16 protein-coding genes and 1 tRNA gene are annotated in these 14,759 nt (G+C 48.7%); 10 read left to right on the top strand and 7 right to left on the bottom strand.

Features of this window, described 5'->3' with window-relative positions:
- The first annotated feature begins 30 nt into the window (after positions 1 to 30).
- Positions 31 to 741 (top strand): pirin family protein, encoded by a 711-nt coding sequence (locus D6024_RS15140; protein ID WP_121355488.1) that lies wholly within the window; start codon positions 31 to 33, stop codon positions 739 to 741.
- Positions 742 to 981: 240 nt separating this feature from the next.
- Positions 982 to 1,368 (top strand): hypothetical protein, encoded by a 387-nt coding sequence (locus D6024_RS15135; protein ID WP_121355487.1) that lies wholly within the window; start codon positions 982 to 984, stop codon positions 1,366 to 1,368.
- A 303-nt stretch (positions 1,369 to 1,671) separates the two neighbouring features.
- On the opposite strand, the gene D6024_RS15130 is transcribed toward D6024_RS15135, so the two are convergent.
- The 3 genes from D6024_RS15130 to D6024_RS15120 form a co-directional block, all read right to left on the bottom strand.
- Positions 1,672 to 2,157, bottom strand: a complete 486-nt coding sequence (locus D6024_RS15130; protein WP_121355486.1) for an FKBP-type peptidyl-prolyl cis-trans isomerase — start codon at positions 2,155 to 2,157, stop codon at positions 1,672 to 1,674.
- 35 nt (positions 2,158 to 2,192) lie between these two features.
- On the bottom strand, positions 2,193 to 2,516 hold the full coding sequence (locus D6024_RS15125) for a hypothetical protein (protein ID WP_121355485.1): 324 nt from the start codon (positions 2,514 to 2,516) through the stop codon (positions 2,193 to 2,195).
- A 37-nt stretch (positions 2,517 to 2,553) separates the two neighbouring features.
- Positions 2,554 to 2,624 (bottom strand) — tRNA-Cys (locus D6024_RS15120).
- 177 nt (positions 2,625 to 2,801) lie between these two features.
- Between D6024_RS15120 and D6024_RS15115 the strand changes: the two genes are divergently transcribed.
- From D6024_RS15115 to D6024_RS15105, 3 genes are read left to right on the top strand one after another with little or no spacing between them, the layout of a single operon-like run.
- The gene (locus D6024_RS15115; RefSeq protein WP_121355484.1) at positions 2,802 to 3,677 is read left to right on the top strand and encodes a nucleoside phosphorylase; all 876 of its coding nucleotides are present in this window, start codon (positions 2,802 to 2,804) and stop codon (positions 3,675 to 3,677) included.
- Between the two features lies 1 nt (position 3,678).
- On the top strand, positions 3,679 to 4,467 hold the full coding sequence (gene dapF / locus D6024_RS15110) for a diaminopimelate epimerase (RefSeq protein ID WP_121355483.1): 789 nt from the start codon (positions 3,679 to 3,681) through the stop codon (positions 4,465 to 4,467).
- 23 nt (positions 4,468 to 4,490) lie between these two features.
- Positions 4,491 to 4,979 carry an NUDIX domain-containing protein gene (locus D6024_RS15105; protein WP_121355482.1) on the top strand — a complete coding sequence of 163 codons (489 nt, stop codon included), beginning with the start codon at positions 4,491 to 4,493 and terminating at the stop codon, positions 4,977 to 4,979.
- 61 nt (positions 4,980 to 5,040) lie between these two features.
- Here the strand turns inward: D6024_RS15105 and D6024_RS15100 are convergent, their stop codons facing one another.
- Together D6024_RS15100 and D6024_RS15095 are read right to left on the bottom strand one after the other, a co-directional pair.
- Positions 5,041 to 5,844 carry a queuosine precursor transporter gene (locus D6024_RS15100; RefSeq protein ID WP_121355481.1) on the bottom strand — a complete coding sequence of 268 codons (804 nt, stop codon included), beginning with the start codon at positions 5,842 to 5,844 and terminating at the stop codon, positions 5,041 to 5,043.
- Entirely contained in the window at positions 5,825 to 6,127 is a 303-nt protein-coding gene (locus D6024_RS15095) for a hypothetical protein (RefSeq protein WP_121355480.1), read from the bottom strand. The genes D6024_RS15100 and D6024_RS15095 overlap by 20 nt, the downstream gene beginning before the upstream one ends.
- 51 nt (positions 6,128 to 6,178) lie before the next feature.
- Here D6024_RS15095 and D6024_RS15090 point away from each other — a divergent pair, with 51 nt between their 5' ends.
- The 5 genes from D6024_RS15090 to D6024_RS15070 are packed head-to-tail and all read left to right on the top strand — an operon-like array spanning position 6,179 to position 12,696.
- Positions 6,179 to 8,698, top strand: a complete 2,520-nt coding sequence (locus D6024_RS15090) for a YfhO family protein (protein WP_121355479.1) — start codon at positions 6,179 to 6,181, stop codon at positions 8,696 to 8,698.
- Positions 8,665 to 9,795 carry a glycosyltransferase gene (locus D6024_RS15085; RefSeq protein WP_121355478.1) on the top strand — a complete coding sequence of 377 codons (1,131 nt, stop codon included), beginning with the start codon at positions 8,665 to 8,667 and terminating at the stop codon, positions 9,793 to 9,795. Before D6024_RS15090 ends, D6024_RS15085 begins: the two co-directional genes overlap by 34 nt.
- Positions 9,795 to 10,598 (top strand): glycosyltransferase family 2 protein, encoded by an 804-nt coding sequence (locus D6024_RS15080; protein ID WP_121355477.1) that lies wholly within the window; start codon positions 9,795 to 9,797, stop codon positions 10,596 to 10,598. The genes D6024_RS15085 and D6024_RS15080 overlap by 1 nt, the downstream gene beginning before the upstream one ends.
- Positions 10,595 to 11,785: a glycosyltransferase family 4 protein gene (locus D6024_RS15075; protein ID WP_162944786.1), complete on the top strand. Its 1,191-nt coding sequence runs from the start codon at positions 10,595 to 10,597 to the stop codon at positions 11,783 to 11,785. The genes D6024_RS15080 and D6024_RS15075 overlap by 4 nt, the downstream gene beginning before the upstream one ends.
- Complete coding sequence (locus D6024_RS15070; RefSeq protein ID WP_121355475.1) at positions 11,782 to 12,696, top strand: glycosyltransferase family 2 protein; 915 nt, start codon at positions 11,782 to 11,784, stop codon at positions 12,694 to 12,696. The genes D6024_RS15075 and D6024_RS15070 overlap by 4 nt, the downstream gene beginning before the upstream one ends.
- On the opposite strand, the gene fcl is transcribed toward D6024_RS15070, so the two are convergent.
- Positions 12,693 to 13,628, bottom strand: coding sequence for a GDP-L-fucose synthase (gene fcl / locus D6024_RS15065; protein WP_121355474.1), 936 nt, complete (start codon positions 13,626 to 13,628; stop codon positions 12,693 to 12,695). The genes D6024_RS15070 and fcl overlap by 4 nt on opposite strands.
- Entirely contained in the window at positions 13,628 to 14,743 is a 1,116-nt protein-coding gene (gmd, locus tag D6024_RS15060) for a GDP-mannose 4,6-dehydratase (protein ID WP_121355473.1), read from the bottom strand. The genes fcl and gmd overlap by 1 nt, the downstream gene beginning before the upstream one ends.
- Between the last annotated feature and the right edge of the window lie 16 nt (positions 14,744 to 14,759).

Genomic DNA, 14,759 nt, shown 5'->3' with positions numbered 1-14,759 from the left:
CTGGGCGGTCTTACTATATAAGCAGCGATCATGAAAACAATTTTACATAAAGCAGCCACCCGCGGTCATGCCGGCCACGGCTGGCTGGAAAGCTGGCATACCTTCAGTTTTGCCGGCTACCACGACCCTGCACGGGTTCATTTTGGTGCCCTGCGGGTTTTGAACGATGACACGGTAGCACCGGGAATGGGATTTGGCAAACACCCGCACGATAACATGGAAATTGTTTCCATTCCGCTGGAGGGTGATCTTGAACATAGCGACAGCATGGGCAACACGGCCATCATTCGCCAGGGCGATGTACAGGCCATGAGTGCCGGGACAGGAATTGTGCATTCGGAAAAAAATAAGAACAGCGACCAACCAGTCAGGTTTCTGCAAATCTGGGTCTTCCCAAACAAGCGGAACGTAGAACCGCGCTATGACCAGAAAACGTTTGGCGCCGACGAAAAAAACAACCGGTTGCTCACGGTTGTTTCGCCGATCGGTTCGCCGGACGGCGGAGTCCAGATCCACCAGGATGCCTGGTTTAGCCTCGGCAAGATGGAAAAGGGCCTGGCACTTGAGTATGCGTGTAAAAAAGACGGTAACGGCGTTTATGCATTTGTACTCGAAGGGGATGTAACGATCAACGACATTGTTCTTAACCGCAGGGATGGACTAGGCATCACGGAGGAAAACAGGATTTCTATAAGAGCAAACACAGATTCAGAAATCCTGTTGATGGACGTGCCCCTCTAATCCAATTACAGCATTGCAAAGACTGCATTTTTCGCCCTGCGAACCTCAGTGGCAAGTGAATTTCCGGATCTTTCTTTTAATCACTTTCACTAGGCTAAAATGGTAGCGTTGATCTCTGCCTCGAATCTGTTTGCTAAAGAATTGCGATGCCAAAAACGTGAGAAAGATCAGGCTGTACGCAGACAACTGTCACGTTCTTCCGGGAGTCGATGGTGTTCTTTTGAATCAAAATCAGCGACTATGATTCCCACCATTACCATTCCGAAATTGCACCTGGAATACCGGCTTTGGATTGCAGAGTTGAATTTCTCGAAAGAAGAGATCACTATTTTCGAACGACACCTGGAAGATATGGTTGCCAAGAACTCGGACCTCGTTGCCAGGACGCAGGTCGAACATTTTCAAAACCAGTTTATTCGTGAAAAAGAAGTCATCGACGAACTCAAACACAAACTAAACATCAGTGAGCGGCAATTGGCAGGATTTGTCAGGGAATTGTCCGGTATGGGTCTCGAAAGCATTAAGATGGACAACCACGGCAACCTGCGGGAAGAAATGAAAACCTTCCGGGTCATTTACGGCGACCTGAAAGAAGAATTCAGGCGTTTTGAACGGGAATACCAGTAAGAGGCCGTGTACCTTGTGTACAAGCCGCCGCTCGGCGATCACACAAACCCAACATACATGCAGGCAAAGCGCTTTCACCACACGGAAGGACCGCAACAAAAATCGGTTGGAGCCAAAGCTATTTTTATTCTTCAGCAATGATGCCAACCCATCACCATCTTCACTCGGAACGCTCTTTGCCGGCGATAGTGTGCGACCGATAAGGGCTTCGGTATACATCCCACACCAGTAAAGAGTCATCTTCTTCAATAAAATAAAAAATGCTCCGGTGGAGCATTTTTAAAAAGGTCAAATTCAGTTTGCTTATTGTACACCAACGAGTGTCACGTCGAAAATCAGGACAGAATTGGGCGGAATGCTGCCCGACGAATTGGCCCCGTATCCCAGCGTTGGTGGAACATACAGGTGGAGATGCCCCCCGGCTTTCACCTGCATCATACCGATCTGGAATCCGCGGATCAGTTGCGAAAGATTAAATACAACAGGCTGTGTCGACTTATCGAACGTACTACCGTTGGTCAGCTTGCCTTCGTAAGAGAAGGCCACGTTGCTGCAGGCGGTTGGCGCGGCACCGGTGCCGGGATCATCAACCTTATAAAAAAGGCCACTGCAATGTTGCGTTGCCGTTATACTGTTGGCCGAAAGATAGTCTTTCACTGCCTGGATTTCAGAAGTCGGCGCCACGACTCCACATTCGTTGTACGTACAATTCGTGTTATTCGTCTCGTCGGCTTTCAGACAGCCGGAAAAAACACTGACAAGGAAAAAACCAAACAGGATTTTTTTCATAGATTTTTATTTATGGGGTTACTGCGTTTTATCGTTTAAGAAACCGGCTGATCACCCTTTTTTTTCAGCAGGTCTGCATAATCAGCTTCGTTTTGTTCCCATTTATGCCGCACCGAAAAGATCGCTACAAATACCACGATGGCGATCACAGCCACCAGGATCACGATGATCAGCGACGAATGCCTGCGCAATTCCTTGTCGGCCTTGTCGTACCAGCCACTTAAAAAGTTGACAAAAAACACAATAGCCAACAGGGACACAACAGGCAGGACAATCGAAAATTTTCGCAAAAATTGCCGCTTGTGTTGCCGTTGCTCCTGCCAGTACTGGACAAATTTTTCTTCTTCCGGCGTCAGCATAAAAAAAATCCCGCCCGCTTAGGCGGAACGGGATAAGAGGTACCGAGCAGATTCGAACTGCTGTAGGAGCTTTTGCAGAGCTCTGCCTAGCCACTCGGCCACGGTACCTTGCATGTGAGACGCGAAACGCCAAAAGTGAAACAGGAGTTCGTGATCAATCACACTTCTCTTGCCTTTCATTTTTCACGTTTGTCGTTTTGCGTATTGGAATGAGCGGGTGCGAAAATAGGTATTTTTATCAAACAAATTGTAGCGATCTTTACAGCTTATAATTTTTTCTGTTTCATGCAACGAATCGCAGAATCTGAGTTGATCATCAACAGCCGTGGCGCTATTTATCATTTGGATCTAAGACCCGAAGAACTGGCGCAAACCATTATAACCGTCGGCGATCCGGACCGCGTGTCCCAGGTTTCCCGGTATTTCGATTCGATCGAGACAAAATGCCAGCACCGCGAGTTTGTTACGCATACAGGCCGCGTCGGCAACAAGCGGATCTCTGTGGTCTCCACCGGTATTGGTCCGGATAATATCGACATCGTGCTCAACGAATTGGACGCCCTTGTCAACATTGATTTCGGCACCCGCCAGGTCAAACCCACCCTGACCGCTCTTGACATCATCCGCGTGGGAACTTCCGGCTCATTGCAGGCCGATATACCGGTAGACAGTTTCGTGGCTTCCACCCACGGACTTGGCCTGGATAACCTGTTGAACTATTACCGGCTCGAACACAACGAAGGCGAATCACAATTGCTGCAATCCTTCATCACACAAACCCAGTTGCATGCACAGATCAGTCATCCCTATATCAGCCTGGCAAGTGGCCACCTGCTGAAAAATTTCGTCGATGGTTTTCACCAGGGTATCACGGTTACCTGCCCCGGCTTTTACGGGCCGCAGGGTCGGGTGCTGCGCCTCGGCATCCGCAACCCCGAACTGATCGACCGGTTGACGCAATTCAATTTCGGCCCCTACCGCATCACCAACTTCGAAATGGAAACATCGGCCATTTACGGGCTCGGCAAATTGTTGGGGCACCACTGCCTGTCGCTCAGTGCCATTGTGGCCAACCGAATTGCCAAAGACTTTTCCTCCGATGCGGCTTCAACGATTGATCGCTTGATTCAAAAAACATTGGAAACTATCAGCGCCTCTTAATATGCGAATCCATTTTTTTAAATACCAGGGAACGGGCAACGATTTTGTCATCCTCGACAACCGCAATAACGAATTTTCACTGTCCAAAAAACAGGTGGCCTTTCTGTGTCACCGGCGCTTTGGCATTGGTGCCGACGGGCTGATGCTGCTGAACGCACATCCGCAGTACGATTTTGAAATGAAGTACTACAACTCCGATGGCGCGGAAAGCAGCATGTGCGGAAACGGTGGCCGCTGCCTCGTAAAGTTTGCCGCCGACCGTGGCATCCTGAAACGCGATTACCGATTTTTGGCCATCGATGGTGTGCACGAAGCCAGCGTCGAAATCGACGGAACCGTATCGCTCAAAATGAACGACGTGGACTCTGTTCGCTTCGATCACGGCAAATACATTTTAAACACCGGCTCACCGCATTATGTAGACCTGGTGGATGATGTGCTGCACATGGACGTGGTGGAGAGAGGCCGCCAGGTGCGGTACAGCGATGCCTTTAAAAAACAGGGGATCAACGTCAATTTTGTGCAGCAAACCGTTGAACCGGACAAGATCATTGTTCGTACCTACGAACGCGGTGTGGAGGATGAAACCTATTCCTGCGGTACAGGTGTGACGGCGGCCGCACTGGTTTGCTTTCACAACGAAAACGGGTACAACCGGGTCGATGTAAAAACAAAAGGGGGCGACCTGAGCGTGGAATTCGACCGTGTCGACGACAGCTACCGGAATATCTGGCTGATTGGTCCTGCCATCAAAGTATTTGAAGGCGAAATTGATGTAAAAGAAGGCTGAAGCCCGCAAAATGTTTTCCATCCATGAGCATTATCACGCTACGTGTTTACGGCCTCCTGATCAACGAACAAAAACAGGTGCTTGTCAGTGATGAATATATTAGGGGCGATTATTTTACCAAATTCCCAGGTGGTGGCCTGGAGTTTGGCGAAGGCACCCGCGATTGTCTCCGGCGAGAGTTCATCGAAGAAATGAACCTCCGGGTTGAAGTGGGTGAACACCTTTATACGACAGATTATTTCCAGGAGTCTGCTTTCCGCAAAGGCCAGCAGATCGTTTCCATCTACTACCTTGTTCAGCCGCTGGAAGAAATCGGCGTACCGCTTCGCGACAAAGCCTTTCATTTCGACGAAGCTCAACTAACCATCTACAACGAACGGCAGGAAATTGAAAGTTTCCGTTTTATCGACTGGGAAGATTTCTCTGAAGATACCGTGACTCTGCCCATTGACAAGATCGTCGCAAAAATGATTAAAGAGTCAGATCCTGCATTGCTACTGGCCCGTCGCTAAATCTGAATACGGACAGGCAACTTTTCCTTGCATCCGGACCAAATTTTGGGCTGCGTATTGCTTATCCAGCCACAGGGATCGCCGTCGTTTCCGGCTCCTCCTGCCCCATGGCGGACCGCTTCATTTTAACGGCCGTTTCGTGGCCAACATAATTTTCGATTCGTTTTTCGACAAACACAATGACCGGCGTGAGCAAAAGCGCCATCGTAAACTTGTAGCAATAATTCATGATACCAATGGCAAGGATCATTTGCCAGCTAAAGACCCCGGTGAAGGCAATGAACAAGACTATATAACTGTCGATCAGTTGCGACACCAGCGTAGAACCCGTTGCACGCAACCAGATCCGCTTGTCGCCGGTCATCCGCTTGATTTTGTGGAAGATGAAAACATCCACGAGCTGGCTAACCAAAAATGCCACCAGACTACCGATAATAATGCGCATCCCCTGGCCGAAAATGGCGTTGAACGAGGTTTGCATGTTTGCGATGCCGTTTTGCGTTCCACTGCTGATCCAGAAATCGGCAGGCGGCACGCCAATCGCAACAAAGTACATGATGAAGGCATAGGAGATCAGTGCCACCGCTGTTAACGAGATCCGCCGCACCGCTTTCGGTCCATAATATTCATTCACAATGTCGGTCATCACAAATTCCAGCGGCCAAAGCAAAACACCACAGGTCAGGTTAAAGGCAAGCCCGCTTTGGCCAAACAAGGTGAAATTGGATGGATGGATTCCAAATAATTTTTCGAGTGAAAAGATCTTGGTACCAATCGACTCCGCGATGAGCGCATTGGCCACAAAAAATGCCGAAAGACCCAAAAACAGTTTGGTTGGTTTGTCCTTAAGGATGCTGTGTACCATTGAGGTTGATTAAATAAATGATTTGCAGAATTAAGAAAACTCCATTGGAAAACAAAAGCCACCGCGGCACTGCGGCTAATTTTATCCTGTTTTGCAAAAACAGGAACAATACACAAATGTTCGCCACCGGATTGACAAGTGCCGCCATGAAATAGCCAATGATGATCACCAGCGCTTCGGCATCCTGGTTTTGAAACCAGCGGGAAAGTTGCAGGGAGACCGCCAGGAGAAAAAAGAGATTGCAGATGAAAGCCAGTCGGGTTAAAAATAACAGCCAGCGCATGAACAATATTAGGTCAAATGGACTTATTTTGTCGCGTTTAAACAAGCCGTTATGAAGAAAGGCCTCTTTGCCAAACTCCTTCCCCACCTCATCGCTCTGGTTGTGTTCCTGGTTGTTGCTGCACTTTACTGTCAGCCTGCGCTGGAGGGAAAAGTGTTGAACCAAAACGATGTGACGCACTGGAAAGGAGCCATTCACCAATCGCAGACATACAAAGAGGCACATGGAGAATACCCGCTTTGGACCAAGTCACTTTTCAGTGGCATGCCCGCTTTCCAGATCGGTATGCCGGCCAACAATGTCCTGCCCTGGTACATGCATGCCGTCCTCACGCTTGGTTTGCCGAAGCCCATCCAGTTTTTCTTTTTGGCCTGCATTTGCTTTTATTTTCTCTGTTGCGTCTTGCGCATTAATCCCTACATCGGCATATTTGGTTCGCTGGCTTTTGCCTATGCCACTTATAACGCGGTGATCATCGGCGTTGGCCACGAAACCAAAATGTGGTCGATAGCTTACATGGCTGCCTTGCTCGGATGCATCCTGATCATTTACGAGCGGCGCAACTATTGGCTTGGTGCGGCGCTGACGGGACTGATGACGGCGACCATGATTGCCATTAACCACCCGCAAATCGATTACTACTTCTTCCTCGTGGCTGGAATTATGACCATTGCCTACATCATCCGTTGGGTGAAAGCAAAGGAGTTCAGTCACCTCACAAAAGCCCTCAGCTTTACCCTGGTTGCGGGTGTTGTGGGTTTATTGATCAACGCCGTTACCTTCCTGGCTACGCTTGAATACCAAAAGCGAACCATCCGTGGCGGCTCGGGCGAACTGACGGAAAAACATGCCGGCGACGCCGAAAACGGTCTTACCAAAGACTATGCATTTGATTACAGCCTTGGCAAAGCAGAGCCCATCGTCATGATGGTGCCACGGGCCTTTGGCGGCAGCAGCGACAAAGAAGAAGTGAGCAGCGAAGAATCGAAAGCAGTGGAAGCTTTGCGTACGCTGCCACAACAATTACAGCAGCAGCTGCCCCTTTCTTTTTACTGGGGTGGCATTGGCGGCACGTCGGGTCCCCCCTATGTCGGTGCACTCATTTGCTTTTTAGCCATCATTGGATTCTTTGTGCTCGACAACCGGTACAAATGGTGGATCCTTGCGGCTGTCGTGTTGTCAATCTTCATGAGCTGGGGTAAATATTTTCTTGGCTTCAACAACCTGCTTTACCATTTCCTGCCGCTGTACAACAAATTCAGGGCGCCGTCGATGATCCTCGTGATCCCGCAGTTGCTTTTGCCCCTGCTGGCTACACTGGCTGTGGACAAAGTGGCAACCGAAAAAGAAGCACACCCGTTTATGCCTTATTTTAAAAAAGGACTGATTGCCGTGGGTGTGGTACTGGCAATTTTCTTTCTGTGCTACCTTTCGTTCGATTACAAAAGCATGCAGGACCAGGAGCTTCTGAAACAAGTGGCTTCGGCTAACCAACCGCAATTATCCGAAGCTGTCCGTACGTTTTATGACGGCATGATCGCGGACCGGAAATCGCTTTTCCTTTCCGACATCCTGCGCACCATCGGCTTTTGCCTGCTGGGTGCAGGTGCGCTTTACCTTGCCGTTCGGAAAATCATAAAACCGTTGGTGCTTGGGCTGATCCTGGCAGTTGTGGCGTTGATCGATTTGCTGCCGGTGGACAGTAAATATCTTAACCAGGAGAGTTACATGGAACCCTCGGAAAACGAAGCCGGTTTTGCAGCCAATAATTTTGACCAGCAAATCCTGGCCGACAAGTCTTATTTCCGTGTCTTTAACCTGTATAATCCCTTTAACGAGAACTTCACATCCTATCATTTCAATGCCGTTGGCGGATATCACCCGGCCAAGCTTCGCATTTACCAGGAGTTGATCGAAAATGAACTTTCAAAAGAGCTACAGACGATCTCCGGTGTTTTACAAAGCAGCCCGACAGGACTCGACTCTATTTCGCTTCCGGCGCTGAACATGCTCAACACCAAGTATATCATCGGCAAGGATCCGCAGAACGGTCAAACCAAGTTTGCCCTGCCGAACAAAGGTGCTTTGGGAGCCGCATGGTTGGTACGATCGCTCAAAGTTGTGAAAGATGCAAAGGAAGAAATGGCGGCTCTTGCCACCCTCCAGCCGAAAGACACGGCCGTTATCCAGCAATCTTTCCGCAGCAACGTGAAAGGAAACGGCAACTGGACTGCGCAAGGCAGCATTACGCTGGACAAAAACGACAACGACGTCGTTGAGTATACCTTCAACAGTAACGAAGAACAGTTTGCCGTTTTCAGCGAGGTGTATTACGATGCCGGGTGGAAAGCATTCATTGACGGCAAGCAAACACCCATTGCGAAAGTGAATTACGTGCTGCGTGGTTTGCAGGTCCCGGCTGGCGCACACAAGATCGTCTTCAAATTCGAGCCGCAGGATTACCTGCTCGGCCGAAAACTGACGACGGTATTCCAGATCGTGCTCCTGCTTTTGATCGCGGCAGCAATCTTTTTTGAATGGCGCAAACACAACAACACACAACCCGCCTAAATTTTCTTAGCGTGGTTTGGTACAAGGTGTTGCCACCCCTTTTTGGCGGGCAAAAAGGGGTGTTTTTTTTTATGGAACACCTGGCCAAGCACGCACCCTTGACTTGTCTCTGTTCGCGGAACAATCAACCCTCGCCGGCAAGTTTTGCCATCGACAATTCTCTACCTGTATCTAAAACGCAGTTTCTACAACCACTTTGCTGGCTGAAAATCTTGCGAAAAGCAAAAAGGCTCCGCACAACCCACCTGGTCCTGGAATTTCCTTATTATGGCATCGCCGGATTTCTTTGCCACTTGATTTTGCCGGTAAAATGGATCATTCATTCGCATAATATCGAATCGATACGGTTCAGGCTATTGAACAAACGGTGGTGGCGTCTTCTCTACCTCTTTGAAAAATGGACTCTCCGAAAGGCCGATGCCGTCCTGTTCAAAACCGAAAAAGACCGCCGCTATGCCATCCAGCATTTTGGGCTGAACGCCAAAAAGACCTTTGTCGTCCCTTACGGCGTGCTGCCGCAGCCAGTAGTGGACAAGCGGGCGGCAAGAGTGCTGATCTGTGAAAGGCACAAGATTCCCATCTCAACAAACCTGTTGCTTTTTGCCGGCACACTCGACTACGCACCGAACGCAGAGGCCCTTACAAACCTGGTTCAGCAGGTTTTGCCACGGTTAAACCAAACTGTCCTGACATACAAAGTCCTGGTATGCGGCCGGATCGAACGGTCGTCTTTTGCCTATTTGCGGTCTTTACAGGGAGAAAAGCTTTTGTATGCAGGTGCTGTGGATGATATGGAGACATATTTTGCAGCGGCGGATGTTTTTGTCAACCCTGTTGCGACCGGAGGCGGCGTACAAACCAAATCGATTGACGCCCTGAACCACCATTTGAACGTCGTCTGCTTTCAACAGATGACTGAAGGGATTCACGGTGCAAACGGCAAATTATTTACAGCGCCGGACAAAAACTGGAATGCGTTTGCCGATGCGATAGTGCACGCTTTGCAAAATCCCCAGCCGACACCACCCGATTTTTTTAGCCACCACGATTGGAATAATATTGCAGCGAAAGCATTTCAATTTTTACAAACGATCTGATGCCGGAAGTCTCTGTTATATTGCCCGTTTACAATGGTGAAACCTACTTAAATGAAGCGATCGACAGCATCCTTGCACAAAGCTTTACGGACTTTGAGCTTCTTTTAATCAATGACGGGTCGACAGACAGTTCAGAACAGATCATTTTGTCATACAGCGATCCCCGGATACGTTATCTCAAAAACGAAAAAAATAAGGGACTGATCTATTCGCTGAATTATGCAGTCAGTGAGGCCAAAGGCAAATACATTGCCCGAATGGATGCTGATGATATTGCGTTGCCGCAACGCCTGGAAAAACAGGTTCAGCATTTAAGGCAAAAAAATGTTGCAGTTCTTGCTACCCGAGTGAACCTGATTGATGCAAGCGGCAATCCGCTACCGGACTGGCAGGCCGACAAAAGCAACATTACCTTTAAAGAAATCAAAAAATACCTGCCGCTCAACAACTGCCTTGCGCATCCGACAGTGATGGCGAACGCAGACATTTTTAAACGATACCCCTACCGCGAAAACCAAAAATATTCCGAGGATTACGATGTTTGGCTGCGGCTATTGGCCAAGGGTTTGCAAATTGAAAAATTACCGGAACCGCTGCTGCTGCACCGCATCCTGCCTACGTCCGCTACACGTTTTAAGAAGATAAATCTTTTTTTACGCCTGGCAAAAGTGAAATTTCGTTTTCTGGCGGCGCAGGTGAAACAACGACATTTTGGCAAATTTGAATCTGTCGTTTTCGTTCATGCATGCCTGGACCTGTTGAAAGCAGCCGGCAAGCAGCTCAAATCCCATTTTTCGAAATGAAGTACAGGTTGTTAGTTTTGAAACGAGGGCTTGAAGACCTGCTCATGTTCCCGCTCATTTTGCTGGGCCGCCTTATCGCGGCAAGAAGGCCGCTGCAGAAGGAGTATCGGGTCTTTTATTTTTTCCCGTTTTATCACACAGGCGGTGCGGAGAAGATTCATGCTTTAGTGGTGCAGACAACAGCATCACCCGACTGTATTGTGTATTTCACACGAAAGTCGCACAATGAGACCTTTCTGTCCGCTTTTCAAAAAGCCGGGTGCGCTATCAGGGACATTTCACGGTATACCGACAACAAATGGCTTTACCCAGTCAACATTATTTTCCGCGGCATCATCAGCGGGTACATCAACCGGCAAAAAGGAAAAACGGTGGTGTTTAACGGGCAATGCAATTTTGGGTATAAACTGTCGCCATGGATTAATCAAGAAATCAAGCAAATTGAATTAATCCATTCTCTCAATACCTTTTCCTATATCCGTTTGCCCTTTCTTCCGTTCATTTCCCAAACGGTGATGATCAGCCAGGTTAAAATCAGAGAGCATATCGAATTATACAAACGGTTTGGCGTTCCTGGGAATCTTGCCGAAAGAATTCGGTACATCCCGAATGCGTCCGACTTCGACACCATCAGTGTAGACGAGAAAGATCTTTCCTCCGTTCGTGTTTTTTACAGCGGTCGGGCAACGCCGGAAAAGCGTCCCCACCTCGTGACAGCCATTGCAAAACGGGTTCAGGAGCAGGATCCTTCCATTTCCTTTATACTGGCCGGCGATGACTTTAAAGCACTCCGCTCCGCTGAAACCGCCTTTATTGATTTTGCGGGCAACATCAAAGAGAAAGAAAAATTACATGGTCTTTACCGGCGTAGCAATGTCCTTTTGATTACTTCTTCTACGGAAGGATTCCCTCTTGCAGTGATCGAAGGCATGGCCTACGGGGCAGCCATACTGGCCACACCGGTCGGTGACGTCCCTGTCCATGTGCAGCCCGGGATGAACGGTTTTTTATTTTCAACGGTGACAGACGAAGAGACGATTATCCAGGAAGCAACGCGATGGATTTTGGAACTGCAAAAAAACAAAGACCTGCTTCGCACCATCAGTGCGAACAACATTGCCTATGCACAGGCTAATTTTACGCTTCGCCAGTTTGGCGAGGCATACAAAAAACTGATTGACGCTTGAAACCCATCGCTTTTATCATCATCACGTACAACCGCCCGGACGACACATTGGAATTGTTGCAAAACATCGCTTCCATGGAAAAAGCCGGTGAATTGCTGGAGGAAGTCATACTCGTGAACAATGCGTCCACGGCCGATTATTCTGTGGTGGAAAGGTACATTGCAGATAACCGCCACTTACCGTTCCGGTATTACAACGCCGGTGAAAATCTCGGTGTCGCGAGGGGTCGGAATTTCGCTATCGACAAAAGCTCCGCTCCGATCCTGATCATGCTGGATGATGATGCCGTGCTGCAAAACAAGGATGCATTGATCCGCCTGCTGGAAGAATTTGAGAAAAAAGACACGAGCCGTCCAAAAGCGATCGTTTCGTTCAAAGTCTTGTATTACGATACACTGGAAATGCAGAAAAATGCCCTACCGCACAAGCAATTTGACCAATACAAAGACAAGGCGTTTTTTGAGACATATTATTACGCCGGCGGTGCACATGCCATCCGACGAGAGGCCTTGGAAAAGGTTGGCAATTACCCGACCGACTTTTTTTATGGCATGGAAGAATACGATTTAAGCTACCGTCTCCTGGACGCCGGCTACAGCATCGTGTTCAGTGATGCCGTTGTCATGCTTCACAAGGAATCGCCTCTCGGACGAAAGCCCAAAGCAGAAAAGATCAGAGAGATGTGGGTGAATAAAACCAAGGTGGCCTGGCGTTACCTGCCGAAAAAATATTTTTATTCCACCGCACTCATGTGGTCGATGGAGTATTTACGAAAAATCGGTTTTGATCTGAAAGGTTTTCTGAAAGGATGGAAAGAGATTGGAGCCATTTCTAAAAAAGAAAAGCGCCGGCCAATATCGTCCGATGCTCTTCATCGTTTGAAATCAGTCAGCGCACGCCTTTGGTATTAGGCCGGCACCTGTTCTTGTTGGAAATGCCCATATGCTTTTTGCAAACCTTCTTTCAAAGATATTCGATGCCTCCAGCCCAGGGAATGCAACCGAGAAGAATCCATTAGCTTTCGTGGTGTACCATCCGGCTTGTTCGAATTGAAGACGATCTTCCCCTGAAAGCCCGTTACTTCCGCTACCGTCTCAGCCAGCTCTTTGATCGTCACCTCTTCCCCTGTGCCCACATTAACAAAACCTCTTTCGTCGTATTGTTCCATTAAAAAGAAACAGGCATCTGCCAGGTCATCTACGTACATAAATTCCCGCAACGGCGTGCCGGTTCCCCATACTTCCACTTCTTCCGCACCTTCTTTCACCGCGGTGTCAAACTTGCGTAAAAGTGCCGGAAGGACATGTGAATTCTCAAGATGGTAATTATCCCCCTGTCCATAAAGATTGGTTGGCATTGCCGATATGAAATTGCAGCCGTACTGGTCGCGGTATGCTTCGCACAACTTTATACCCGCAATTTTGGCAATGGCATAGGGTTCATTGGTTTGTTCCAACAGGCCTGTCAGGAGATGGTCTTCCCTGATCGGCTGCGGTGCCAGCTTGGGATAGATGCAGGAGCTGCCAAGAAAAAGAAGCTTGCGTACATCGTTGACATAGGCCGAATGAATGATATTCGACTCAATCATCAAATTGTCGTACAGAAAATCGGCCCGGTATACGTTGTTGGCATGAATGCCACCCACCTTGGCTGCGGCTAGAATGACATAATCTGGCTTTTCTGCTTCAAAAAAATCAGCAACCGCCTGCTGGTTGCGCAAGTCCAGTTCTGCCGACGATCGCGTAACAATTGATTCAAAACCTTCTGCTCTTAATTTGCGTACGATAGCCGATCCAACCATTCCACGGTGTCCGGCGACATATATTTTACTGTTCTTTTCCATTATTCAAAATTGTTCAGTGTACGGAATCCGGCGCTTTGCAAAAGAATCTGTTGCCTGAAATGGGCAATATCTGCCTCTATCATTTCTTTCGCTATGTCGTCGACCGTGTATCGCGGTTCCCAGCCGAGCAGGGCTTTTGCTTTGGAGGGATCGCCAATCAACACGTCAACTTCAGTGGGGCGAAAATAACGTTCGTCCACTTCAATAACAACATCTCCTTTTTCAACCTTTGCATCGGGATTCGAAATGTCTACAACATAGCCTTTTTCGCCGATGCCTTCATCCCGGAAATCAATTTCGATGCCGGCATGCGAAAAGGCCATGCGGGAAAATTCCCGCACCGGTGTGGTCATACCTGTTGCAATCACGAAGTCATCAGGCTGCTCCTGTTGCAGCATCAGCCACATCGCTTCGATGTAGTCCCTGGCATGGCCCCAGTCGCGTTGGGCATCGAGGTTACCCAGCCAAAGTTTCTTTTTCAAACCCAAAACAATTTGGGCCACGCCTCTCGTGATCTTACGGGTCACGAACGTTTCTCCCCTGAGCGGGCTTTCGTGGTTAAACAGAATGCCGTTGCAGGCAAACATGCCATAGGCTTCGCGGTAGTTTACCGTAATCCAGTAGCCATAGAGTTTGGCAACACCGTACGGGCTGCGGGGATAAAACGGCGTTGTTTCCCTTTGGGGAACTTCCTGCACCAGGCCGTAAAGCTCCGAGGTGGATGCCTGGTAGAATTTTGTTTGGCTTTCAAGTCCTAAAATCCGCATGGCTTCCAGGATTCGCAACGCACCCAATCCATCAGCGTTTGCCGCATATTCCGGTTCTTCAAAACTCACCTGCACATGGCTCATGGCTCCGAGGTTATAAATTTCATCGGGCTGCACCTGCTGGATGATGCGGATGATATTGGTGCTGTCCGTCAGATCGCCGTAATGGAGGATAAACCGGAGATTTTTTTCGTGCGGATCCTGGTAAATATGATCGATGCGGTCCGTGTTAATCAGCGAGGAACGGCGCTTGATGCCGTGTACGACGTAACCTTTGTTTAGTAAAAAATCGGCAAGATAGGCTCCGTCCTGCCCGGTAACACCGGTAATCAAAGCAACCTTGTTCATGGCTAACGTTTAAACA

Origin of the sequence: Flavisolibacter nicotianae, from assembly GCF_003628535.1 — a bacterium.
Lineage (GTDB): Bacteria > Bacteroidota > Bacteroidia > Chitinophagales > Chitinophagaceae > Flavisolibacter > Flavisolibacter nicotianae.
The sequence above is the reverse complement of the archived record's forward strand: the minus strand, read 5'-3'. Positions and strand labels throughout refer to the sequence as shown.